17 protein-coding genes and 1 pseudogene are annotated in these 17,775 nt (G+C 53.1%); 6 read left to right on the forward strand and 12 right to left on the reverse strand.

The genetic code is table 11. The features are described 5' to 3' along the window. Nucleotides 1–15: 15 nt before the first annotated feature. From V8L70_RS14915 to V8L70_RS14935, 5 genes are all read left to right on the forward strand, one after another. On the forward strand, nt 16–462 hold the full coding sequence (locus V8L70_RS14915) for a protein tyrosine phosphatase family protein (protein ID WP_039857569.1): 447 nt from the start codon (nt 16–18) through the stop codon (nt 460–462). Between the two features lie 7 nt (nt 463–469). Then, nucleotides 470–2,236, forward strand: coding sequence for a SulP family inorganic anion transporter (locus tag V8L70_RS14920; RefSeq protein WP_336269970.1), 1,767 nt, complete (start codon nt 470–472; stop codon nt 2,234–2,236). Between the two features lie 5 nt (nt 2,237–2,241). Then, complete coding sequence (locus tag V8L70_RS14925; RefSeq protein ID WP_133732292.1) at nt 2,242–2,703, forward strand: YeeE/YedE family protein; 462 nt, start codon at nt 2,242–2,244, stop codon at nt 2,701–2,703. Beyond that, nucleotides 2,700–3,113: a DUF6691 family protein gene (locus V8L70_RS14930; RefSeq protein ID WP_133732291.1), complete on the forward strand. Its 414-nt coding sequence runs from the start codon at nt 2,700–2,702 to the stop codon at nt 3,111–3,113. Before V8L70_RS14925 ends, V8L70_RS14930 begins: the two co-directional genes overlap by 4 nt. Nucleotides 3,114–3,250: 137 nt before the next feature. Continuing rightward, nucleotides 3,251–3,712, forward strand: a complete 462-nt coding sequence (locus V8L70_RS14935) for a DUF2892 domain-containing protein (protein ID WP_172117333.1) — start codon at nt 3,251–3,253, stop codon at nt 3,710–3,712. Between the two features lie 886 nt (nt 3,713–4,598). Here the strand turns inward: V8L70_RS14935 and V8L70_RS14940 are convergent. The 7 genes and pseudogenes from V8L70_RS14940 to V8L70_RS14970 form a co-directional block, all read right to left on the reverse strand. Further along, a complete protein-coding gene (locus tag V8L70_RS14940) occupies nt 4,599–5,750 on the reverse strand; it encodes an IS91 family transposase (RefSeq protein WP_336269971.1) in 1,152 nt (383 codons plus the stop codon). Then, the gene (locus V8L70_RS14945) at nt 5,743–6,600 is read right to left on the reverse strand and encodes a tyrosine-type recombinase/integrase (RefSeq protein ID WP_336269973.1); all 858 of its coding nucleotides are present in this window, start codon (nt 6,598–6,600) and stop codon (nt 5,743–5,745) included. Before V8L70_RS14945 ends, V8L70_RS14940 begins: the two co-directional genes overlap by 8 nt. 284 nt (nt 6,601–6,884) lie before the next feature. Continuing rightward, nucleotides 6,885–7,463 (reverse strand): annotated as a pseudogene (locus tag V8L70_RS14950) (recombinase family protein); the annotation flags it as partial. 247 nt (nt 7,464–7,710) lie between these two features. Continuing rightward, nucleotides 7,711–8,109: a hypothetical protein gene (locus V8L70_RS14955; protein ID WP_301396113.1), complete on the reverse strand. Its 399-nt coding sequence runs from the start codon at nt 8,107–8,109 to the stop codon at nt 7,711–7,713. Nucleotides 8,110–8,111: 2 nt separating this feature from the next. Next, nucleotides 8,112–10,313: a hypothetical protein gene (locus tag V8L70_RS14960; RefSeq protein WP_336269974.1), complete on the reverse strand. Its 2,202-nt coding sequence runs from the start codon at nt 10,311–10,313 to the stop codon at nt 8,112–8,114. Next, a complete protein-coding gene (locus V8L70_RS14965; RefSeq protein ID WP_336269975.1) occupies nt 10,310–11,899 on the reverse strand; it encodes a tyrosine-type recombinase/integrase in 1,590 nt (529 codons plus the stop codon). Before V8L70_RS14965 ends, V8L70_RS14960 begins: the two co-directional genes overlap by 4 nt. Continuing rightward, nucleotides 11,896–13,170: a site-specific integrase gene (locus tag V8L70_RS14970; protein ID WP_301396116.1), complete on the reverse strand. Its 1,275-nt coding sequence runs from the start codon at nt 13,168–13,170 to the stop codon at nt 11,896–11,898. Before V8L70_RS14970 ends, V8L70_RS14965 begins: the two co-directional genes overlap by 4 nt. A gap of 147 nt (nt 13,171–13,317) precedes the next feature. Between V8L70_RS14970 and ettA the strand changes: the two genes are divergently transcribed. After that, on the forward strand, nt 13,318–15,006 hold the full coding sequence (gene ettA / locus V8L70_RS14975; RefSeq protein WP_336269976.1) for an energy-dependent translational throttle protein EttA: 1,689 nt from the start codon (nt 13,318–13,320) through the stop codon (nt 15,004–15,006). Between the two features lie 86 nt (nt 15,007–15,092). Here the strand turns inward: ettA and V8L70_RS14980 are convergent, their stop codons facing one another. From V8L70_RS14980 to V8L70_RS15000, 5 genes are all read right to left on the reverse strand, one after another. Continuing rightward, complete coding sequence (locus tag V8L70_RS14980) at nt 15,093–15,251, reverse strand: DUF1328 domain-containing protein (protein ID WP_101147824.1); 159 nt, start codon at nt 15,249–15,251, stop codon at nt 15,093–15,095. Between the two features lie 75 nt (nt 15,252–15,326). Beyond that, nucleotides 15,327–15,968: a 2-polyprenyl-3-methyl-6-methoxy-1,4-benzoquinone monooxygenase gene (gene coq7, locus V8L70_RS14985; RefSeq protein ID WP_008959625.1), complete on the reverse strand. Its 642-nt coding sequence runs from the start codon at nt 15,966–15,968 to the stop codon at nt 15,327–15,329. 47 nt (nt 15,969–16,015) lie between these two features. Then, nucleotides 16,016–16,357, reverse strand: a complete 342-nt coding sequence (locus V8L70_RS14990; RefSeq protein ID WP_008959626.1) for a histidine triad nucleotide-binding protein — start codon at nt 16,355–16,357, stop codon at nt 16,016–16,018. Between the two features lie 42 nt (nt 16,358–16,399). Further along, complete coding sequence (locus V8L70_RS14995; protein WP_336269979.1) at nt 16,400–17,272, reverse strand: phosphoribulokinase; 873 nt, start codon at nt 17,270–17,272, stop codon at nt 16,400–16,402. After that, nucleotides 17,272–17,712: an acyl-CoA thioesterase gene (locus tag V8L70_RS15000; RefSeq protein ID WP_336269980.1), complete on the reverse strand. Its 441-nt coding sequence runs from the start codon at nt 17,710–17,712 to the stop codon at nt 17,272–17,274. The genes V8L70_RS14995 and V8L70_RS15000 overlap by 1 nt, the downstream gene beginning before the upstream one ends. Nucleotides 17,713–17,775: the final 63 nt, after the last annotated feature.

Below are 17,775 nucleotides of genomic sequence, written 5' to 3' on the forward strand. Positions count from 1 at the left end.
CCAAGGAGGTAACCTATGGATATCAAACCACTCGATGATCGCCTTTACGTGGCAGCACAACCTCGCCTCGACGAACTTGAACAGCTTGCCGAACAAGGGTTCCGCACCATTATCTCCAATCGCCCGCGCGGGGAAAGTGATGACCAGCCGGATCCCGATGCCCTCAAGGCTAAGGCCAAATCACTGGGCATGGCCTGGCATGAAGTTCCCGTAAAGCCTGGGGAATACGCAAAGGCGGACATCGACGCCTATTCAGATGTGCTGCATTCTGCAAAGGCCCCCGTGCTCGGCTTCTGCCGAACGGGAAAACGCGTGGCCCATTTGTGGGCATTATCACTCGCCCCGCAGCGTCCGGTATCCGAGCTGATCGGATCAGCCAATGCGGCTGGCTATGACTTGGAGCCCTTGCGCGACAGGCTTGAACAACAAGCCCATCAGGCAAAGGGTGATTCTGGGTCGTGAGCGTGCTATGGCCAACCTGAAGCATTATCTGCCCATCCTCCAGTGGCTACCCGGCTATAGACGCGATACGTTGGCCAGTGACCTGTTGGCAGCGGTAATCGTGACCGTCATGCTGATCCCGCAGTCGCTAGCATACGCCATGCTGGCGGGCCTTCCCCCCGAGGTGGGGCTTTATGCAAGCATCGCTCCGCTGTTCGTTTATGCTATTTTCGGGACCAGCCGCACCCTTGCCGTAGGGCCAGTGGCAGTAGTCTCACTGATGACAGCGGTGGCCATCGGTCGCGTCGCCCCGCAAGGGTCGCCGGAATACTTGGGTGCTGCACTGGTACTGGCACTGATGTCTGGTTTGCTTCTCATCCTCATGGGGGTGGCGCGACTGGGCTTCTTGGCCAATTTTCTCAGTCATCCCGTGATATCCGGATTCATCACCGCCTCGGGGCTGCTCATCGCGATCGGTCAGGCCCGACACTTACTGGGGGTGGAAGCCTCGGGTCACAACATGATCGAATTGCTGGGCGATCTGTGGGGAAACGTAGGAAGCCTCCATGGCATTACTCTTGCCATCGGTTTAGGTGTGCTGGCCTTTCTTTATGCTGCCCGGCGTTGGTTAAAGCTAGGGCTCCTGTCGCTAGGCCTGCCGTCACGCTCAGCGGATATGCTGTCCAAGGCAACACCGATTCTTGCCGTGGCGCTGACCACCCTAGCGAGTTGGGCCTGGCAGCTCGACCAGCACGGCGTAGCCGTCGTGGGCGAAGTACCGGCCGGTCTACCTCCGCTTACCTTACCAGGTATGGACCTTGGGCTATGGCGTGAACTGTTAGTAGCTGCCTTGCTGATAAGCGTGGTCGGTTTCGTAGAGTCAGTATCGGTAGGTCAGACCTTGGCCGCCAAGCGTCGGCAACGCATCGAGCCAAACCAGGAACTGATCGGTCTTGGCACTTCGAATATCGCGTCTTCCTTCTCTGGCGGCATGCCGGTGACGGGTGGCTTTGCCCGTTCGGTGGTCAATTTCGATGCCGGCGCTCAGACTCCGGCGGCAGGTGCGTTCACGGCCATAGGCATCACACTGGCCGCGTTGCTGCTGACACCGTTGATCGCCTATCTCCCCATCGCCACGCTCGCCGCAACCATTATCGTCGCCGTCCTATCATTGGTGGATTTGGGCGCGGTGCAAAAAAACTGGACCTATTCCCGCAGTGATGGCGTAGCCATGTTGGCAACCATCATCGCCACCCTGGGCCATGGAGTGGAAAGCGGTATCCTGGCCGGCGTAGGGCTGTCGCTCGCCTTGCATCTCTACCGTACCAGCCGCCCCCATAGCGCCGTGATCGGCCGAGTCCCGGGCAGCGAGCATTTCCGAAATGTCCTGCGCCACGACGTTGAGACCGATAAGCGTCTGGTCATACTCCGCATCGACGAAAGCCTTTATTTCGCCAACGCCCGTTACCTTGAGGATACCGTGATGGCCTTGATTTCCCGGGACTTCGAATTGCAGCATATCGTGCTGGCGTGTCAGGCAGTTAATACCATCGACGCCTCGGCCCTGGAAAGCCTGGAGGAGATCAACGCTCGGTTGAAGGATGCCGGCGTGGCGCTGCATCTGGCCGAGGTCAAGGGACCGGTTATGGACAAGCTTCGTGGCTCCGATTTCATGAAAGCGCTCGGCGGCGAGGTCTTCCTCAGCACCTACGATGCTTGGCACAGCCTGCATCAAAAGGAAACGTCGTTGGCTCAGACAACCAACACTCAACAGGTTCACCAAACTAAGGAGTAAACAAAGTGGATTGGACTTCAAATCTGCAAGGATTAGCCGGCGGTATACTCATCGGTATTTCCGCCACCTGGTTGATGGCCACACTAGGGCGTATCACCGGGATCAGCGGCATCGCCGGCACGCTGGTAACGACGCGCCCCAAGGGCGACAGCGCGTGGCGGGCCGCGTTCTTGGTTGGCCTGGTCACCGGGCCTGTTGTGCTCGTTCTGGCGGGAGGCGGTCTGGGAAACGTGGTGGGACAGCCCAATGAGGTTATAGGTGATCCCGCCGGTGGCGTGATACTGATGTTGATTGCGGGGCTGTTGGTGGGTGTCGGGACAGGGCTCGGCAGCGGCTGTACCAGTGGTCATGGGGTATGTGGCCTGTCACGTCTATCGCCGCGTTCGATGGCGGCTACCGTCACGTTTCTGTTGAGTGCCATGGCAACCGTCTATATCACACGACATGTGATAGGAGGTGGGGCATGAGAACCTTAATGGCTTACGCCGCAGGGCTCTTGTTCGGACTCGGCCTCGCCATTTCGGGCATGACCGATCCGGCGCGTGTTCTCGGCTTTCTGGATATCGCCGGTGAATGGGATCCTACCTTGGCCTTTGTACTGGGCGGGGCCGTCATCACTACCTTCATCGGCTACCGGTTGGTATTGCGTCGGAGCAGCCCTTTTTTTGGTGATAAATTTCAACTACCAACCAAGCGTGAACTCGATAGCCGCTTGCTCGGTGGGGCGGCGCTCTTTGGCATTGGCTGGGGGCTTTCGGGCTACTGTCCAGGTCCTGCCATCGCCTCTGTCGTCGGACTGACCACGCCTCTCGTCGCGATGCTTGTGGCAATGATTGGCGGGTGGTGGTTAGCAAAGCGGTTTTCAGGCGGCCACTGATCGGCGCTTGAGCTTTAACCACCGCTTGCTAAGAGTGAATTATAGAACTAAAAGTGTAGATCTAGATTAGCGTTAAGATTGCCAGCTCTTGGTTAAAGATATCTTTGGACATGTTAACTTAAGGATAAGGAGGTCACATGCTGCCTTCAACGACTTCACGCGTTGAGCAGAATACTGCCGAAAGCATCAACCAGCATATCCGGCGGCGCACCGAAGACAACATTGCGTACTTCGCCCAATATCCTCATGAAATTGAGCACCGTCTGCATGAGCTCGACCATGAGTGGGATATTGAACGCACTCTGGAAGCGAACGCGGCTACCCTGAGCTTGGCTGGAGTGGCCCTTGGGGCGTTAGTCGATAAGCGATGGCTCCTGTTGCCTGCGGCGGTAACCGGCTTTCTGCTGCAACACGCATTGCAAGGATGGTGTCCACCCATTGTTATCTTCCGTAAACGTGACGTACGCACTTCAAAAGAAATTGACCAAGAACGCTATGCGCTTAAAGCCTTACGTGGAGATTTTTCCCAATTAGAAAGCGTTTCGCCGGCAAGCCCGCATGACCGCATGCATGAAGTGCTGGACAGAGTAGAACGTTAAGAGCGCTCCCGCTTATCCAAGCGAATGCTCGTCAGGCCAAGCAAGTCCGACCCTTAGCGGCAGGACCAAAATGTACATGCCAAATCACCGCTCTGCTCTCCTTTATTAAGAGAGCAGAGCTTATTTCTGCACGCTACACCTCCCCCCAGTGTCTTTCAGTCCGCTGAGTAATGTACTTACCCTGCTCAAGGTTTATGTTTACGTGCTAAAACAGCTGTTCCTGGCACAACTAGAAAGTGGAATACTGCGCAATCATGCCAAACAACGTAGCGCTGTTTGGGCAGAGTTGTATGAGTGGTAATATCCACGAACAATTATTCCACAGTGTTTGAGACTGTCTCGAAACGTTGCTTGGTTGCTTGGATTGCTTCGTTTGAAATACCTAGAACACTAAAATTCTGATAGCCAAGTTTGAGAAGATCATCGGCTAACGCAAATTAACCGCCGCCCACGTCGATAAATAGCCGCACTGCGATCTGGTGCAGCTTGTTGAACGAAATGCAATGACTGTGCAAGGTGTGAACAATGCCAGCTGACTTTTCAACGCCCTCTCAAGATTCATAGTGTCGTATGCTTAACAGTTAAGCATTTATTCGCCGTGCGGAGCATGGCGAATAAATGCCTGTTGGACTAAGGCGCGTCCATCAGGCGGCTATTTAATAGGGGATTGTATTGACGGGCATGCGGCCTGAGGTATCAAGCCGTGCGCATACGTGCCTGTTGTAACTCGCTCTAGTGGTGATATTGGTCATTATTTCAGCGCCCCCGAACCTTAATTAACCTAATGTAGCGCGCCTTAGGGCTAAAATCCATCCCCGGGACGAGCGTATCCGCGACCCGCCAGCAGGTCGAATAATCAGGTTCATTGTAGGGGGATGGCGTTACGTCATGCTCGATAGCGTTGCTCCTTGTGGTTAGGCGGTTGATCGTAGAGGGGGCGCTGGGGGGTGAGCGTCCCGATCATCCGTAATGTGAGTTGCTTGCAGTGTGGACAGGTGTAGGCCAGTTCCGCATCGCTGGCAGCCATATCGACATCCGGTGCTTGCTCAACAACCGCTAACGCTCGACGAATCTGCACCAAACGTTGCCGACGGCAGCGATTGGCCAGAAAACCGTAGTGACGCACCCGCATCAGTCCCTTGGGCAGGACGTGGAGCAGGAAGCGGCGCACGAACTCCTCACCACCAAGGATGAGTTGCTTGTGTCGGTCGTGGTCGCGATAGTCTTTGTAGCGTAGGGTCACTTGCTGGTCATCTACAGCCAGGATACGCGCGTTGCTGATGGCGATTTGGCGCGTGTAGCGCGCTAGGTAGCGAACCACCGCATGGGTGTGTTCAAGGCAGTCCTTGCTGTAAACCACCCACTCAGTGGCCATCAGCGTGTTCAGTTGAGCATCGACGTCACCGGGTCGGGTGACTCGGTGGAGATCGCCTGCACTGGCGGCCTGGCGCAGGGCGCTCACCATGTGCCCGCGAAAGTGGCGTGACAAGGCCCGCACCGGGAACAAGTAGTTGCTATGCGCTCCACGCCAGCGGCCATCGTCCCCCAAAGCACCACCTGGAACCAAACAGTGCAGGTGCACATGCTGGCTCAGGTTCTGGCCCCAGGTGTGAAGCACGGCAATCATCCCCAGCTCGCCGTCAAGGCGTTTGGGATCTCGTCCAAAAGTGCGTAGCGTTTGCCAGGCACTCTGGAACAGCAACCGGTGAATCACCTCGGGATGAAGCTGAACCCAGCCATTAAGGCTGTGCGGTAGCGTGAATACAACGTGGTAATAGCGCACCGGCAGGATATTGGCCTGCTGACGCTCAGCCCATTGCTCCATGGCACGGCCTTGGCACTGTGGGCAGTGACGATCGCGACAGCCAAAGTAGCGTGGCTGTACGTGGGCGCAGTCGGAGCACTGCAAGATCATCCCGCCCATCGCCTCCGTTCGGCAGGCCAGCAGATGGGTACACACCCGTTGGCGCTGGCGGTCAAGACCGGTTGGATCGAGGAAGCGGATCAGCGCCTGCTGCAAGGTAGCGGCCTTAGTCATGGCTCACCTCCAAGGCGGCTACCAGGTCAATATGACACTGATCTCCCCCTTGCTGGCTCGGTAGCCAGTGCAGGTAGCGCATCGTCGACTGGAGGTTGCGGTGGCCCAGCAGCCGCTGGAGCTGATGAACGGGCAGGCCCTGCTCCAAGACATGGGTGGCATAGGCATGGCGCAGACTATGGATGCCACCGACCCGCTCGACTCCGGCCAGGCGCTTGGCTTGGGTAAAGGCCTTCTGCGGCGCACTGGCGTGCAGTGCTTGATCGGGAAACAGAGCGCTCGGGAACAGCCATGTGACTGGCCGGTAGGCGCGCCAGTAATCGCGCAAGCGATCAAGCAGGGTCACCGGTAGTAGCACCATACGATCCTTGACGCCCTTGCCCTGCGTCACACGGAGTTGGTAACGCTGGCTGTCGATGTCACTGACTCGCAGGTGGCAGACCTCGGTCACACGCAATCCACAGCCGTAGCACAGTTCGAGCATCATGCGATGCTTGGGGTTTTGGCAGGCGGCCAGGATCCGCCGAACCTCGTCGCGGGTCAGCAGTTCTGGAATCCGCTGCGGTTTTTTGGGGACGGTGAGCGGCACATCAAACGACGGCCACTGCAACACGTGCAAGTACAGGAACCGCACGCCGTGCAGGTAGACACGACAGCTGGCGGCGGACAAACCGCGCTCCTGAACCAAGTGATTAAAGAAGTGTTGCAGGTCGTCGGTACTCAACGTGTCTGGCGGACGGTGGAAATAACGTGCCAGATCAGTAATCACCATCAGGTAGGTGTTGTGGGTACGTTGCGCAAAGCCACGCTGACGCATGGCCGCGATCATCTTCTGTCGCAAGGCTGTCATCGTCGTCACTCCTGTTGTTTGACCCACGTGGGTCAATCAACAGTGTGGCCCGATGAGGCGAAAAACGTGGTTCGTCGACAGCTACCGCGAAGCGGTTTAGTTCAACAGCGTATTAGACGGCGCGTTCTATGATTGAATGAACGTGCTGGCACTTTTTTCAGGCAAATGCAGCTTGCCAGGCTCTCCCAAGGCTATGATTCTTTGGGCTATTAATTTCCGTTAGGCTATATAATCAAAATTCGCGCGCCTGCTGCATTATCCGGAATGTCCGCTCAGGGTCGATATCAGCCAATAGCTCGCTCCTTACCCATCTGCAAACCAAGTTCATAAACCCGTATTGGATCTTCCCCAATGCATAAATTATGGGCTTTTATTGTCAAAGAGAGGATTACTCCTTCTGAGACTTCTTCAAGCTGCATATAGCGTTGTGCGGGAAACGCCATATTCTTTTGCCAAATCGCTCTTAGAATCCCCCTTAGAGAGCTTATGAGCAATTTCCAAAAGATCCTAATCAGATAACGATTTCCGACGACCAATCTGTTTTCGCGCTTCCTGGCAGCTTCTAGCCCATCTTTTCGCCGCTGGCCGATAAGGGACCGTTCAAAATCGGCAAATGCGCCAAGCATGTGCAGCATCAACGAAGCCATGGGATAATCTGTCTGCGGGGCGAATGTTAATCCCTTGGAATGAAACTTGACTGTAACATCACGCTTTCCTAGGTCATCAACAATCGAGAGCAGGTCAGACATGTTGCGAGCGAGCCGGTCAATGCTGTGAACATGAAGTGTGTCGTGCTGGCGGAGATAATCGAGACAGAGTTTCAGAACGTCGCGAGAATCGGCATTTTTGCCGGACACTTTCTCTTCGAAAAGCTTGTCAGCTTGACGCCATCAAGCTGACGATCACTATTCTGGCCGACCGTTGAGACGCGAATGTATCCAAAATGCTTTCCCGATATAAACCCCATCAGACCTCATACTGTTCATAAAAAGAAAAGGCTTCTATACATCATGCCAAGAAATTGACAAGCAAGGTTTTTGGGCACCAAAAAGGTTGGCATTTAGGAGCTTGCCCATGGTGTCCACAAAGTATAGCTTTATGAACACTCAATTAGGATTTCTTCTGGAGCTGAAGCACTGGCTGCTCAAGCATCGATTGCGTTACCCCACGCATATCAGCGTTTGCCTGCCATATTAAGAATCGCGCATGCATCTCACGAAGAGCGTACATAAGCTTTTGGTTCTTCTCAGTCAGTTCTTCAATGCGCTCGTTCGCTTGGCGAATGTCGCCAATCCATACTGGTGCCTCCTTCGGAGCCTTCAATGCGGCCTTGCGATTCTTCATCGCCATATCAACGGCGGGTAGCTTCATCAGAGACTGGCGAGCACGACTGATACCCAGTTTTTCTTTGCACGCTTCAACGAGTAGAGGCCAGGTCAGCTTTGGCTCTGACCACTCTTCAATCAGCTTGATGATGCGCGCTTCATCTTTCTTCGTTAAATGCCCCATTGCTATACCTCAATCTCGTCTAGCATTGCTGACAAGTCATCTAATGACAGCAGCTGCTCATTTTTCGCTTCGATGTCTTTGGCATCGGTCAGCCCTGCCATTGCGGCGGCATTGCTTGTCAGCGTCCAACCATTATCGACGTTCCACACGATGTCGCCGTTTTCGAGTTCAGGGTTCTCTAGGGTTCGGATCAGCGCGTCACACTTATAGAGATCCATACCCACTTTTTTGGCCCACTCTGAGGCCCCAAAAATATCGCGAGTCTGCGCATCAAGCGCTTTGTCGTAGCGGCGTTTAAGGTCCTTGCGTTCTTCTTTGAGGTTTGCGAGCTTCACTTCATCACCCTTCACACAACCGAGCTTCCCGCAGGTCAAGCAGGCCCCCATTTTCGGACAGGGATTGGAGGCAAAGTTGTGTACACAGATCCCAACGTGTGTCTGATGGATGACTAGATCCTGATCATTCTCATGCAGATCTCTAACATCACTGAGTCTCAAAGGTTGATTTGTTTTGACCTTTTCCAGCCGCTGAGCCGCGTTGCTGTGTTTCGTTTTTGGGTGATATTGGGCAACCCTTTGGGTACGCTCCTCGACGGTCTCATGGTTGTAGACAGAGCCCATAGTTGTGCGTCCAGAAAACGCATCGATAAGTAATTGCGAAAGGCCCGCTCGGTGCATCTCAGTATTCAGCTCGTGACGAAAGGCGTGTGTGTTCACCTTAATGCCCTTATATCCGTGTCGCTCGAAAATACTCTGCATGCGCGGAGCACCTCCTAATTGTGTCGCCATTCGGTTAAGGTTGGCAGCGATCTCTACGCCTAAATCATACTTAGAGTGGCGGGAGTTATTTGTCTTCTCAGTCAGGCTACCCGTTCGCACTGTAAACAACGCATCACGGTACTTCACGCGCTTCTTGCCATATGCCGCAGGAGAGGTGTACGGAAAGTCTTTAGGCAGGTACTTTTCGCGCATAAGGATATTGAGTTTACGCAACGTAATGACCGCTCTATCGTTAAACTCATGGTGGTCAAGTTTTCCATTCACATAAACTCGTTTTCCATTGTTATCCCATCCTGCTCGTATCCCATCGAGTACTACCTGTGCCTCAGGACTTAATGCTTTATATTTTGCTAGGGAGTCGAGAAACCCACCCTTAAAAGCTGCTCGCGGTGATTGCACATTTGCATTTATCTTTAGCGCTACACAGGCTTCATCATACGAGAGCGGTTCATCTGGGTCTTTCAGGGGTACACCCGCATGCGGCGGAAATTCATCAGGATGATCTTCGAGCCATGCTGCATACTTGCGCGCCTCATCAGTGACAGGTGCCAACAGCTTAATGACACGCTCCACTGAAGACTCCATACCTGTCACAACGGGCTTAGTCGTCGCTCCAAACCCCTTCTCAGCGTACCATCGCAGGAACATGCGCTGACCGCCATAAACATCCTCCTTAAACAGCACGCAATCAAGCTCAACATCGACTAATTCTCCGATGCGACTAGGCTGACTGAGCAAGAGAACACAAGCTGAGGTGGTTATAACATCGAGCGGACTGGCCAAGTCGTTATTAAACAATTCACCCAAGGCTAGAATGGATTCACGGCTCGGCAATTTTTTGTCGCGATTTTTCTTCTGCTCCTTCAGCGTACCAAAGTTCTTCAATCGCAACGGCGAAGACCATCGAAAAGGGGTAGCTAGTAGCCCTTTATTTCTCATCAACTGGACTATCTGTCCAAGACTCTTGCTATAAAAGTATGCAGTATTGCCGTCAGGATACACGTTTTTGAGGTGCTCACAGGCCCTGTTGCAGATAGCCGCCGATATTCTGGTCACGTCCCTTGTTCCAGACAACTCGACCAGCGCAACCTCAAGAATCTTTGCAGCGGAGAGCCAGCTCCAAACCGATTTCTTTCCTTGAAATACTCTGTAATACACAATTAGCGCCTTGGCGAAATCTATGAACGGCGGCTGCATGTACTTTTTGTCTTTCGCCTTCGCATATCTGGGTGATTCATGCGCAGTAAAGGCGCAACTGGTAACTCCCGACTTATGCCACGAGTCCATATTCCACCGAATACCCGCATGAACCTCTTTATTAGCAACGCCCTTGGGCAAAGTAGCTTGCGCCCACACGATAAAAGCATCCAGTTGCGCGGCGGCTTTAAAGTGGCTCTGGGGTTTAAAATCGATAATGCTACTCATGCGTCACTTCCGCCTGCCTTGCCTGATTCACGCAGCGCAATGCAATCGAGAATTACCTTGCGACACGCGAGAATGGCACGGTCCCAGAGCACACCCGTGGTTTTATCCGTGGCAATGGTTTGCGCACGGCGACGTTCCAGCCGCTCAAGTGCAGCGCTGTGATCCGCGTCAAGTAGCGGCTGAAATTTGCTGCATCCGTAGCAAGTAAAAGGGGCGTCCAGATGGCAGGTTTTATCCGCACCGCAAACGGCAAGATCTTCAATCTGGCGATCTACACGATCCCCATTTTTGGCTGAAGCACGATCTGTCACGATAGTGCCCGTAAAAGCTCTCACGACCAGCGCGAGATGATCACTCATTTTCTCGTCAATCAGCTTCATCAACTCTGCCGATACCGCTCGGTATTTACGGACGGTGCGTGTATTAGAATGCATAAATGCGCTAGCGATTGACCACTCATCCAGCCCTGCATTCGAAAGATCGGTACCGAGCGTGTGCCTGAAGCGATGGCCCTTACTAATTTTCAGAGACTTATGTGTACGCGAAGAAATGGGAAAGTCCGGCATACTCTCCATTTGAAACAGCCATAAACTTGTAGTTCCACAGGTAATATGAAACTTCGCCTGTGGTTTCTGCTCCAACACATTTTGATCAGGCAGGTCAACTATTACGGGGACCAGCTTGGTATCACCTCCTTTCTGAACCAGCTTGCGACGAAAGAGTGGCACATGCTCAATCGCTTTACACCAATCGGCTCGACCAGGATATTCCTGCTCAAGTCGAGTGAGGACAATCGACCGATAGGCCTGCACGACATTGTAAAGATCCTCATCTAAGTTGAAGGTCTCGGACTTTTCTCGCCACCCAGCATCATCGCCTTTCTGCTTCGCCCAGAAAATTCGAACCTGGTAGCCCCGCTCGGTTTTGATAAAGTCGTTAAAAACCATCATGCGCAGTTGTGTGCCACGCTGTCCGTAGATCATCAACAAACGCAAATAGAGGTAGCGCTCAGTATCTAAATTGCCGTGACAGAACTGCTCATGCGCCCACTTGAACAGGTCGTCTTGCTCCACCTGCGTGAACGGCCCCTGTTCAGGATCTAAGCGCAAGACGACATCGTTTCGGGGCCGCTTCTTTCGAGGTAGCGTGCCATAAGCATCAATCAGGACTTGCGATGGTCGCTGCTCAAGCGATTCACACTTTTGCCAAAATTTCATGAAACTGGCCAGCGCGGAAAATTCGCTCATACTAAAACGCTCGCGCAAATCGATCAGGTGATACTCATTGAGGGGATTGAGCCCTACCTGCGCCGCGCGCGAAAGTATTGTAGAAGTTCCTCCAATAGTATTCTGTGCAGACTCGGCCGTCCGGTAGGCCAAGGCGGCGTGTAACCAGCGTTGCCAGTCGGCCGGAACGCAAGCGATTGCGGCTTGCCAATTGATCGCTCTGCGAGTTGATCTATCAGGCCACCACATCGGTTCAGAGGGAGTGAAAAACTCGCCGCATTTGGCGAGTCGAGGTGTATTCAGCCACGCATCAAGAGAGTCCTGCGTCGGTGCTGCAAGTGCTGAAACTGCGATATTCATTCTTTGCGTCCCTTGCGAATTTCAGTCTCGACACCCTTTCTGATTGCCTTGAATTTATCCGAGCGTTTTGTCATAGCCTTATCTGCTTCTTCCTTCCAAAACTTCGCCCCGTAGAGACCCGGCATGTTCGATTCAGGACTCCACCCAAACATAAAAGTTAGGGTCTTTTGAACTAGAGTTGTGCGGTCTTCTGGCGTTAGCTTCTCAAGCTCTTCGCTCATGCTTCCGAGCATCGTATAGACCGCGTCATGCCTCAGAATATGGGGATGGATGTGAGCTAGCTCAGGCGCTACTTTGCCGACTCGGGGGAAAACGCCATCCAGCGCTTTAATGCTCATAGGTTGACCCTCATTTCGTCTATGAGATACGAGCAAAAACGGGTGCTTTCTCGCCTGCGATGAGCCTTTATCAGTTTTTCTGTAGCGATATTTCGACTCATACTGACTAATCGCCTCACGAAGATCGTCGCCCATATACAGCTCTCGCTCATGTGTTTTGAATTGCGGAGCTATCGTGCGCGGATCTATACTTTCATCTCTAAGATTGACTACCGAAAGCAGGCCAGTATCCAGGTCAATGTCCTCTTCGAACTTGATCAGAAGCATTTCAGAGCGGCGCAGTCCCATATCGAGACCTAACAGTAAAATGATATAGTTCCGCAGCTTAATTGCTTCATCTGCGAATGGATTCTCAGCACTCTCCGGGTGCATGACTTCCAGCAATCGACTCCGTTCCGAGGATGTCAGCCCTTTCATATTGTCAATGCGCGTCTTTTTCCACCCTGGGCTCGCCGCTTTAATTTTGCGATTTAAGCGTCGTTTAACATCGTCAACCGCTGCATCTCGCGTCGACTGATCACCAAGCTTATCGTACAGAAAAGCTAGGTAATCGCGTACTGCTTCAATACGCTGTTTCGCATGAACCTTGCCAACCGATTCGTATGCAGTTGGGTGTAAGCGCGTGCCCGCATACTTTTTGGCCAAGGTTACTTTGTTGAACCCCGCGTCTGACACAAACCGGGAGATTTCGCTGTCCGTCAGATACTGCGACTTGGGACGCTGCTCCAGGCGGGAAATGAGATCGATGGATGAGAAAGCGAGGAAGTCTTCAAGTACGGCCAGGTGCTCTAGGTACTTTTTGCTGGTATCCAAAGCCTTGCCTGAAAGCTCGAAAGTGACGTACAGGTTTGGGTAATAGACGGGGATATGGTCTTGCACAAGCAACTTTCTTCGCGCAGCATTCACCACCTGCTCGATGACTTGATAACCCATATTGCTTCCTTCTTAAACGCGACTTTTTTAAGTATAGTAAAGAACAGGAATACAGGAAAGAAAAACTTAACTTTTTATTTCTCTGCTTTGAGCGCTCATCATTCCTCTCAAAGCCCCATGAAAACTGATTTAGAGGAAAGCTAGGCTATGTCAAAAGGTGACAAAAAAGGTCAAACAGGTTCTTACGTTTTCACCATGAATCGGGTTGGCAAAGTAGTGCCGCCCAAAAAGCAAATTCTCAAGGATATCTCATTATCGTTTTTCCCTGGTGCCAAAATCGGCGTATTGGGGCTTAACGGTTCGGGGAAATCCACACTGCTGCGCATCATGGCCGGTGTCGATAAAGAGTTTGAAGGTGAAGCTCGTCCGATGCCCGGCATCAATATTGGCTACCTTCCCCAGGAGCCGGAACTAGACGACGAGAAAAACGTCCGCGACACCGTCGAAGAAGCGCTAGGGGCAATTAAAGAAGCACAAGAGAAGTTAGACGCGGTGTACGCAGCTTACGCCGAGCCAGACGCCGACTTTGATGCCCTGGCAAGCGAGCAGGGGCGGCTGGAAAATATTATCGAGGCGGCCGATGCGCATAACTTAGAACGCAAGTTGGACGTTGCCGCTGAAGCGTTGCGCCTTCCTCCTTGGGATGCCAAAGTCGGCAACCTATCAGGGGGTGAACGCCGCCGGGTGGCACTATGTCGCCTGTTGCTCTCAAGTCCTGACATGCTGCTGCTGGATGAGCCTACCAACCACCTTGATGCAGAATCAGTGGCTTGGCTTGAGCGCTTCTTGCACGACTACAACGGTACCGTAGTGGCGATTACCCACGACCGTTACTTCCTGGATAACGTGGCGGGCTGGATTCTTGAGCTTGACCGTGGTCAGGGTATCCCGTTTGAGGGTAACTACTCTCATTGGCTTGAGCAGAAAGATCAGCGCTTAAACCAAGAAGCCAAGCAGGAAGCCTCGCGCCAAAAAGCCATCAGGCAAGAGCTTGAGTGGGTGCGCAGCAACGCCAAAGGCCGCCAGGCAAAAAGCAAAGCGCGTCTTAACCGCTTTGAAGAAATGCAGTCAGGCGACTTCCAGAAGCGCAATGAAACCAATGAAATCTATATTCCGCCTGGTCCACGCCTAGGCGACAAGGTCATTGAGTTTCATAACGTGACCAAACGCTTCGATGACAAGCTGCTTTATCAAGACCTCTCTTTCACGATTCCCCCGGGTGCGATTGTGGGGATCGTCGGCGGTAACGGCGCAGGTAAGTCGACCCTATTCCAGCTGATTACCGGTAAAGAGCAGCCCGATGCAGGCGAGGTTGTGATTGGCGAAACCGTCGACATCGCCTATGTCGAGCAGTTACGCGATGCGCTGGACAACAAGCAAACTGTCTGGGAAGCCGTATCGGATGGTCAGGACATCCTGAATATTAACGGCTACGAAGTTTCTTCCCGCGCCTATGTTGGTCGATTCAACTTTAAAGGGAACGACCAGCAGAAGCGTTTATCGGAGCTCTCCGGGGGTGAACGCGGTCGCTTACAGCTTGCGCAAACGCTCAAGCAAGGCGCTAACGTGCTGTTACTTGATGAGCCGTCAAACGATTTGGATATCGAAACTCTGCGGGCACTGGAAGACGCACTACTGGCTTTCCCCGGCTGTGCCATGGTGATTTCGCACGATCGTTGGTTCTTAGACCGTATCGCCACGCACATTATGGCCTTTGAAGGTGACTCTGAAGTGGTCTTGTTTGAAGGCAACTACGCAGAGTATGAGGAAGATCATAAAAAGCGGGTCGGCAACGATACGCCTAAGCGTATGAAGTACAAGCGCATTGATGCTTGATAGCTTGCCTCACACTGACGCGTGATATTGATAGCCAAGGCCCCGCACTGCGGGGCCTTTTTAATTGCGCTGATGTCAGTAAACGCCTAACGTCTGCGATCAGTAAGAAATGAAACGATACACAGAATTAAAAATAGCACGAACAGTATTTGCGCAATGGTCGAAGCAGCCCCGGCAATGCCAGAAAAGCCAACCACTCCCGCGATAATCGCAATGATGAAAAACAGCACTGCATTGCCTAGCATCCTTTGCTCCTTTCCTTGGTTATCGCTTCCCTTAGGGGTTTGCTGCACACTCCATTATGCGGCGTCTATTAGAATTTAAAGGTGATAGGCACTTTTAGAGATGACTTTCGATGCCAGTCGCATGCCCCACTTCACCGGGGCAGGAAAACGAATGCCCCCTGCCTCTAAAGCAAGATGGGCGTGATGCGCCTCATCAACAGCCATTTGGCGTAGGATAGCTCGTGAGCGATAATCGCCGGGGGGTAGCGATTTTTGGTGAGCATCAAGATGTTTGCTTGCCTGTTCTTCCGTCGCGGCAACAACCCCCAAACTGATACGATCACTGACTGCCCCAGTCGCTGCACCGATGCCAAACGAGGCTACATAAAAGAGCGGGTTTAAATAGCTGGGTCGGCTTTGTAACTGCACTAAACGCTCATCACACCAGGCCAGATGATCGATCTCTTCCAGTGCAGACTGCTCAACCTGTTGACGCACATGAGGAAGTTTAGCGGTCACGCTCTGCCCCTGGTAAAGCGCTTGGGCACACACTTCACCGGTATGATTAATCCGCATCAAACCCGCCGCGTGGCGGCGCTCTTGATCATCGAGCACGCCATCGACAACACCCACTGCAGGGCTGGTGCGCTGCGATGCGGCCGCGTGAGGCATTAGCGTACGTAAAACAGTATCAAACTGGTGGATGACGCGATCTGAACGACTCTGTTGACGATCCATGGCAACACTCCGTTGTTTGATGACGGGTGACGAGCGGTCTACTTAGACTAACCAGCAGGCCACGTGAAAGCGCGTCCACCCATTAAATGCATGTGGATATGGTAGACCGTTTGCCCGCCCATTTCGTTGCAGTTCATAACCACACGATAGCCATCTTCAGCAAAGCCCTGCTCACGGGCAAGCTTGGCGGCAGTAAACTGTAGCCGCCCTACCGTCACAAGATCGGTTTCATCGATATCATTGAGTGTGGCGATATGCTTTTTGGGAATGATCAACTGATGCGTCGGCGCCTGAGGGCCAATATCGTTAAACGCCAATACATGCTCATCTTCATAAACGATATCGGCAGGGATTTCGCGCTTGATGATTTTACAAAACAGACAATCCATATAACTCTCCTTACGGCTTTCAGCCAATGCTGACGGTCACGATTAACGGAAGCGCCGCTGCGCCAGTAGATGCCTGACCAGAGGGGCAAGTATTAGCTCCATGGCCAGCGACATCCGCGCGCCGGGTACCACCAAGGTATGCGGGCGGGTCATAAACGAATCTTTGATCATCGCCAGCAGCCAAGGGAAATCAACCGTGGAGGGATCTCGAAAGCGGATGACCACAAACGACTCAGCATCAGTGGGGATATCCTGCACCTCAAAGGGGTTGGAGGTATCAACAGTAGGCACCCGCTGAAAATTGATGTGGGTGCGCGAGAACTGCGGTTGGATATAACGGACATAGTCGTCCATCCGGCCCAGGATAGTGTCAATAACCGCTTCTTGTGAATAACCACGCAGTTTGGTGTCACGGTCGATTTTTTGAATCCACTCCAGATTCATGGTGGGTGCCACGCCTACCAACAGATCCACATGGCGGGCAATATCATACTCTTCGGTCACCAACCCGCCGTGCAAACCTTCATAGAACAGCAGGTCGGTTCCACAGGGCAGCGATTGCCACTCGGTGAACGTCCCCACCCGGTAGCCCGCTTCAATTTTCTGCTTATCTTCGGCGTGGATATAGTGCCGAAAGGTACCTGAACCATGTTCGCCATACTCGCTAAACAAGCCTTCCAGGCGGTCCAGTAAGTTAGCCTCTACGGCAAAATGAGAAAGCTCATCTTTGCGCTCGGGCTCCTCCCGGAAGATACGGTGCAAATCATCGCGGGTGTAGCGGTGAAAGGCATCGCCATCGATCACGGCTGCATGCACATCTTCACGCAGAAACATCCGCTCAAAACTGCGCCGAACGGTGGTCGTGCCCGCCCCGGAAGAGCCGGTGACCGCAATGATCGGATACTCCCGTGACATCAGCCGCACCTCGCATGTGCAAGCGCTTGTTTAACCTGCTCAGGCATCTCAACAGGACGCCCCGTAGCAAGATCAATCAGCAGTTGATTAACCCGTGCTGTCGCGACAACCTGCTGGGAATCTGCCTGGTAAATGCGCTGATAAACTGTCAACGCTGTACCTTGAGGCTCAGGCACGGCAGTCGCAATGATCAAAGCGTCAGGCCAGCGTGCTTCACTTTGATACGTTATCGCAAGGTCGGCGACGACCGATGGATGCCCGTGCATGTCCCATTCAGGCAGATCCAGCGCCGCAAAGGCCTGAATACGCGCCTCGTGGAGCAGCGATACCACCGCATCGTGCCCCAAGTGGCGGCCGTAGTTCATATCGGTTACCCGCACTGTCAGAGAGTGACGATGAATGACCGCTTCAGCGGGAAAGTCCAGCTTGACACGCTCCATGCCTTTTCCTCGTCAGTGAAGTAGGGAACCTCGGTTTAAACAGCGTATGCATTCAGAGCTAGC

Source organism: Vreelandella arctica, from assembly GCF_037070215.1.
GTDB classification, from domain to species: domain Bacteria; phylum Pseudomonadota; class Gammaproteobacteria; order Pseudomonadales; family Halomonadaceae; genus Vreelandella; species Vreelandella arctica.

Bases quoted from the DNA above. Each gene is read 5' to 3' on its own strand.
- V8L70_RS14955 (WP_301396113.1), bottom strand. From the start codon at position 8,109: ATGGGGCATTTAACGAAGAAAGATGAAGCGCGCATCATCAAGCTGATT.
- V8L70_RS14920 (WP_336269970.1), top strand. From the start codon at position 470: ATGGCCAACCTGAAGCATTATCTGCCCATCCTCCAGTGGCTACCCGGC.
- V8L70_RS14915 (WP_039857569.1), top strand. From the start codon at position 16: ATGGATATCAAACCACTCGATGATCGCCTTTACGTGGCAGCACAACCT.
- ettA (WP_336269976.1), top strand. From the start codon at position 13,318: ATGTCAAAAGGTGACAAAAAAGGTCAAACAGGTTCTTACGTTTTCACC.
- coq7 (WP_008959625.1), bottom strand. From the start codon at position 15,968: ATGGATCGTCAACAGAGTCGTTCAGATCGCGTCATCCACCAGTTTGAT.
- V8L70_RS14945 (WP_336269973.1), bottom strand. From the start codon at position 6,600: ATGACAGCCTTGCGACAGAAGATGATCGCGGCCATGCGTCAGCGTGGC.
- V8L70_RS14935 (WP_172117333.1), top strand. From the start codon at position 3,251: ATGCTGCCTTCAACGACTTCACGCGTTGAGCAGAATACTGCCGAAAGC.
- V8L70_RS15000 (WP_336269980.1), bottom strand. From the start codon at position 17,712: ATGGAGCGTGTCAAGCTGGACTTTCCCGCTGAAGCGGTCATTCATCGT.
- V8L70_RS14970 (WP_301396116.1), bottom strand. From the start codon at position 13,170: ATGGGTTATCAAGTCATCGAGCAGGTGGTGAATGCTGCGCGAAGAAAG.
- V8L70_RS14965 (WP_336269975.1), bottom strand. From the start codon at position 11,899: ATGAATATCGCAGTTTCAGCACTTGCAGCACCGACGCAGGACTCTCTT.
- V8L70_RS14980 (WP_101147824.1), bottom strand. From the start codon at position 15,251: ATGCTAGGCAATGCAGTGCTGTTTTTCATCATTGCGATTATCGCGGGA.
- V8L70_RS14940 (WP_336269971.1), bottom strand. From the start codon at position 5,750: ATGACTAAGGCCGCTACCTTGCAGCAGGCGCTGATCCGCTTCCTCGAT.
- V8L70_RS14930 (WP_133732291.1), top strand. From the start codon at position 2,700: ATGAGAACCTTAATGGCTTACGCCGCAGGGCTCTTGTTCGGACTCGGC.
- V8L70_RS14990 (WP_008959626.1), bottom strand. From the start codon at position 16,357: ATGGATTGTCTGTTTTGTAAAATCATCAAGCGCGAAATCCCTGCCGAT.
- V8L70_RS14995 (WP_336269979.1), bottom strand. From the start codon at position 17,272: ATGTCACGGGAGTATCCGATCATTGCGGTCACCGGCTCTTCCGGGGCG.
- V8L70_RS14960 (WP_336269974.1), bottom strand. From the start codon at position 10,313: ATGAGTAGCATTATCGATTTTAAACCCCAGAGCCACTTTAAAGCCGCC.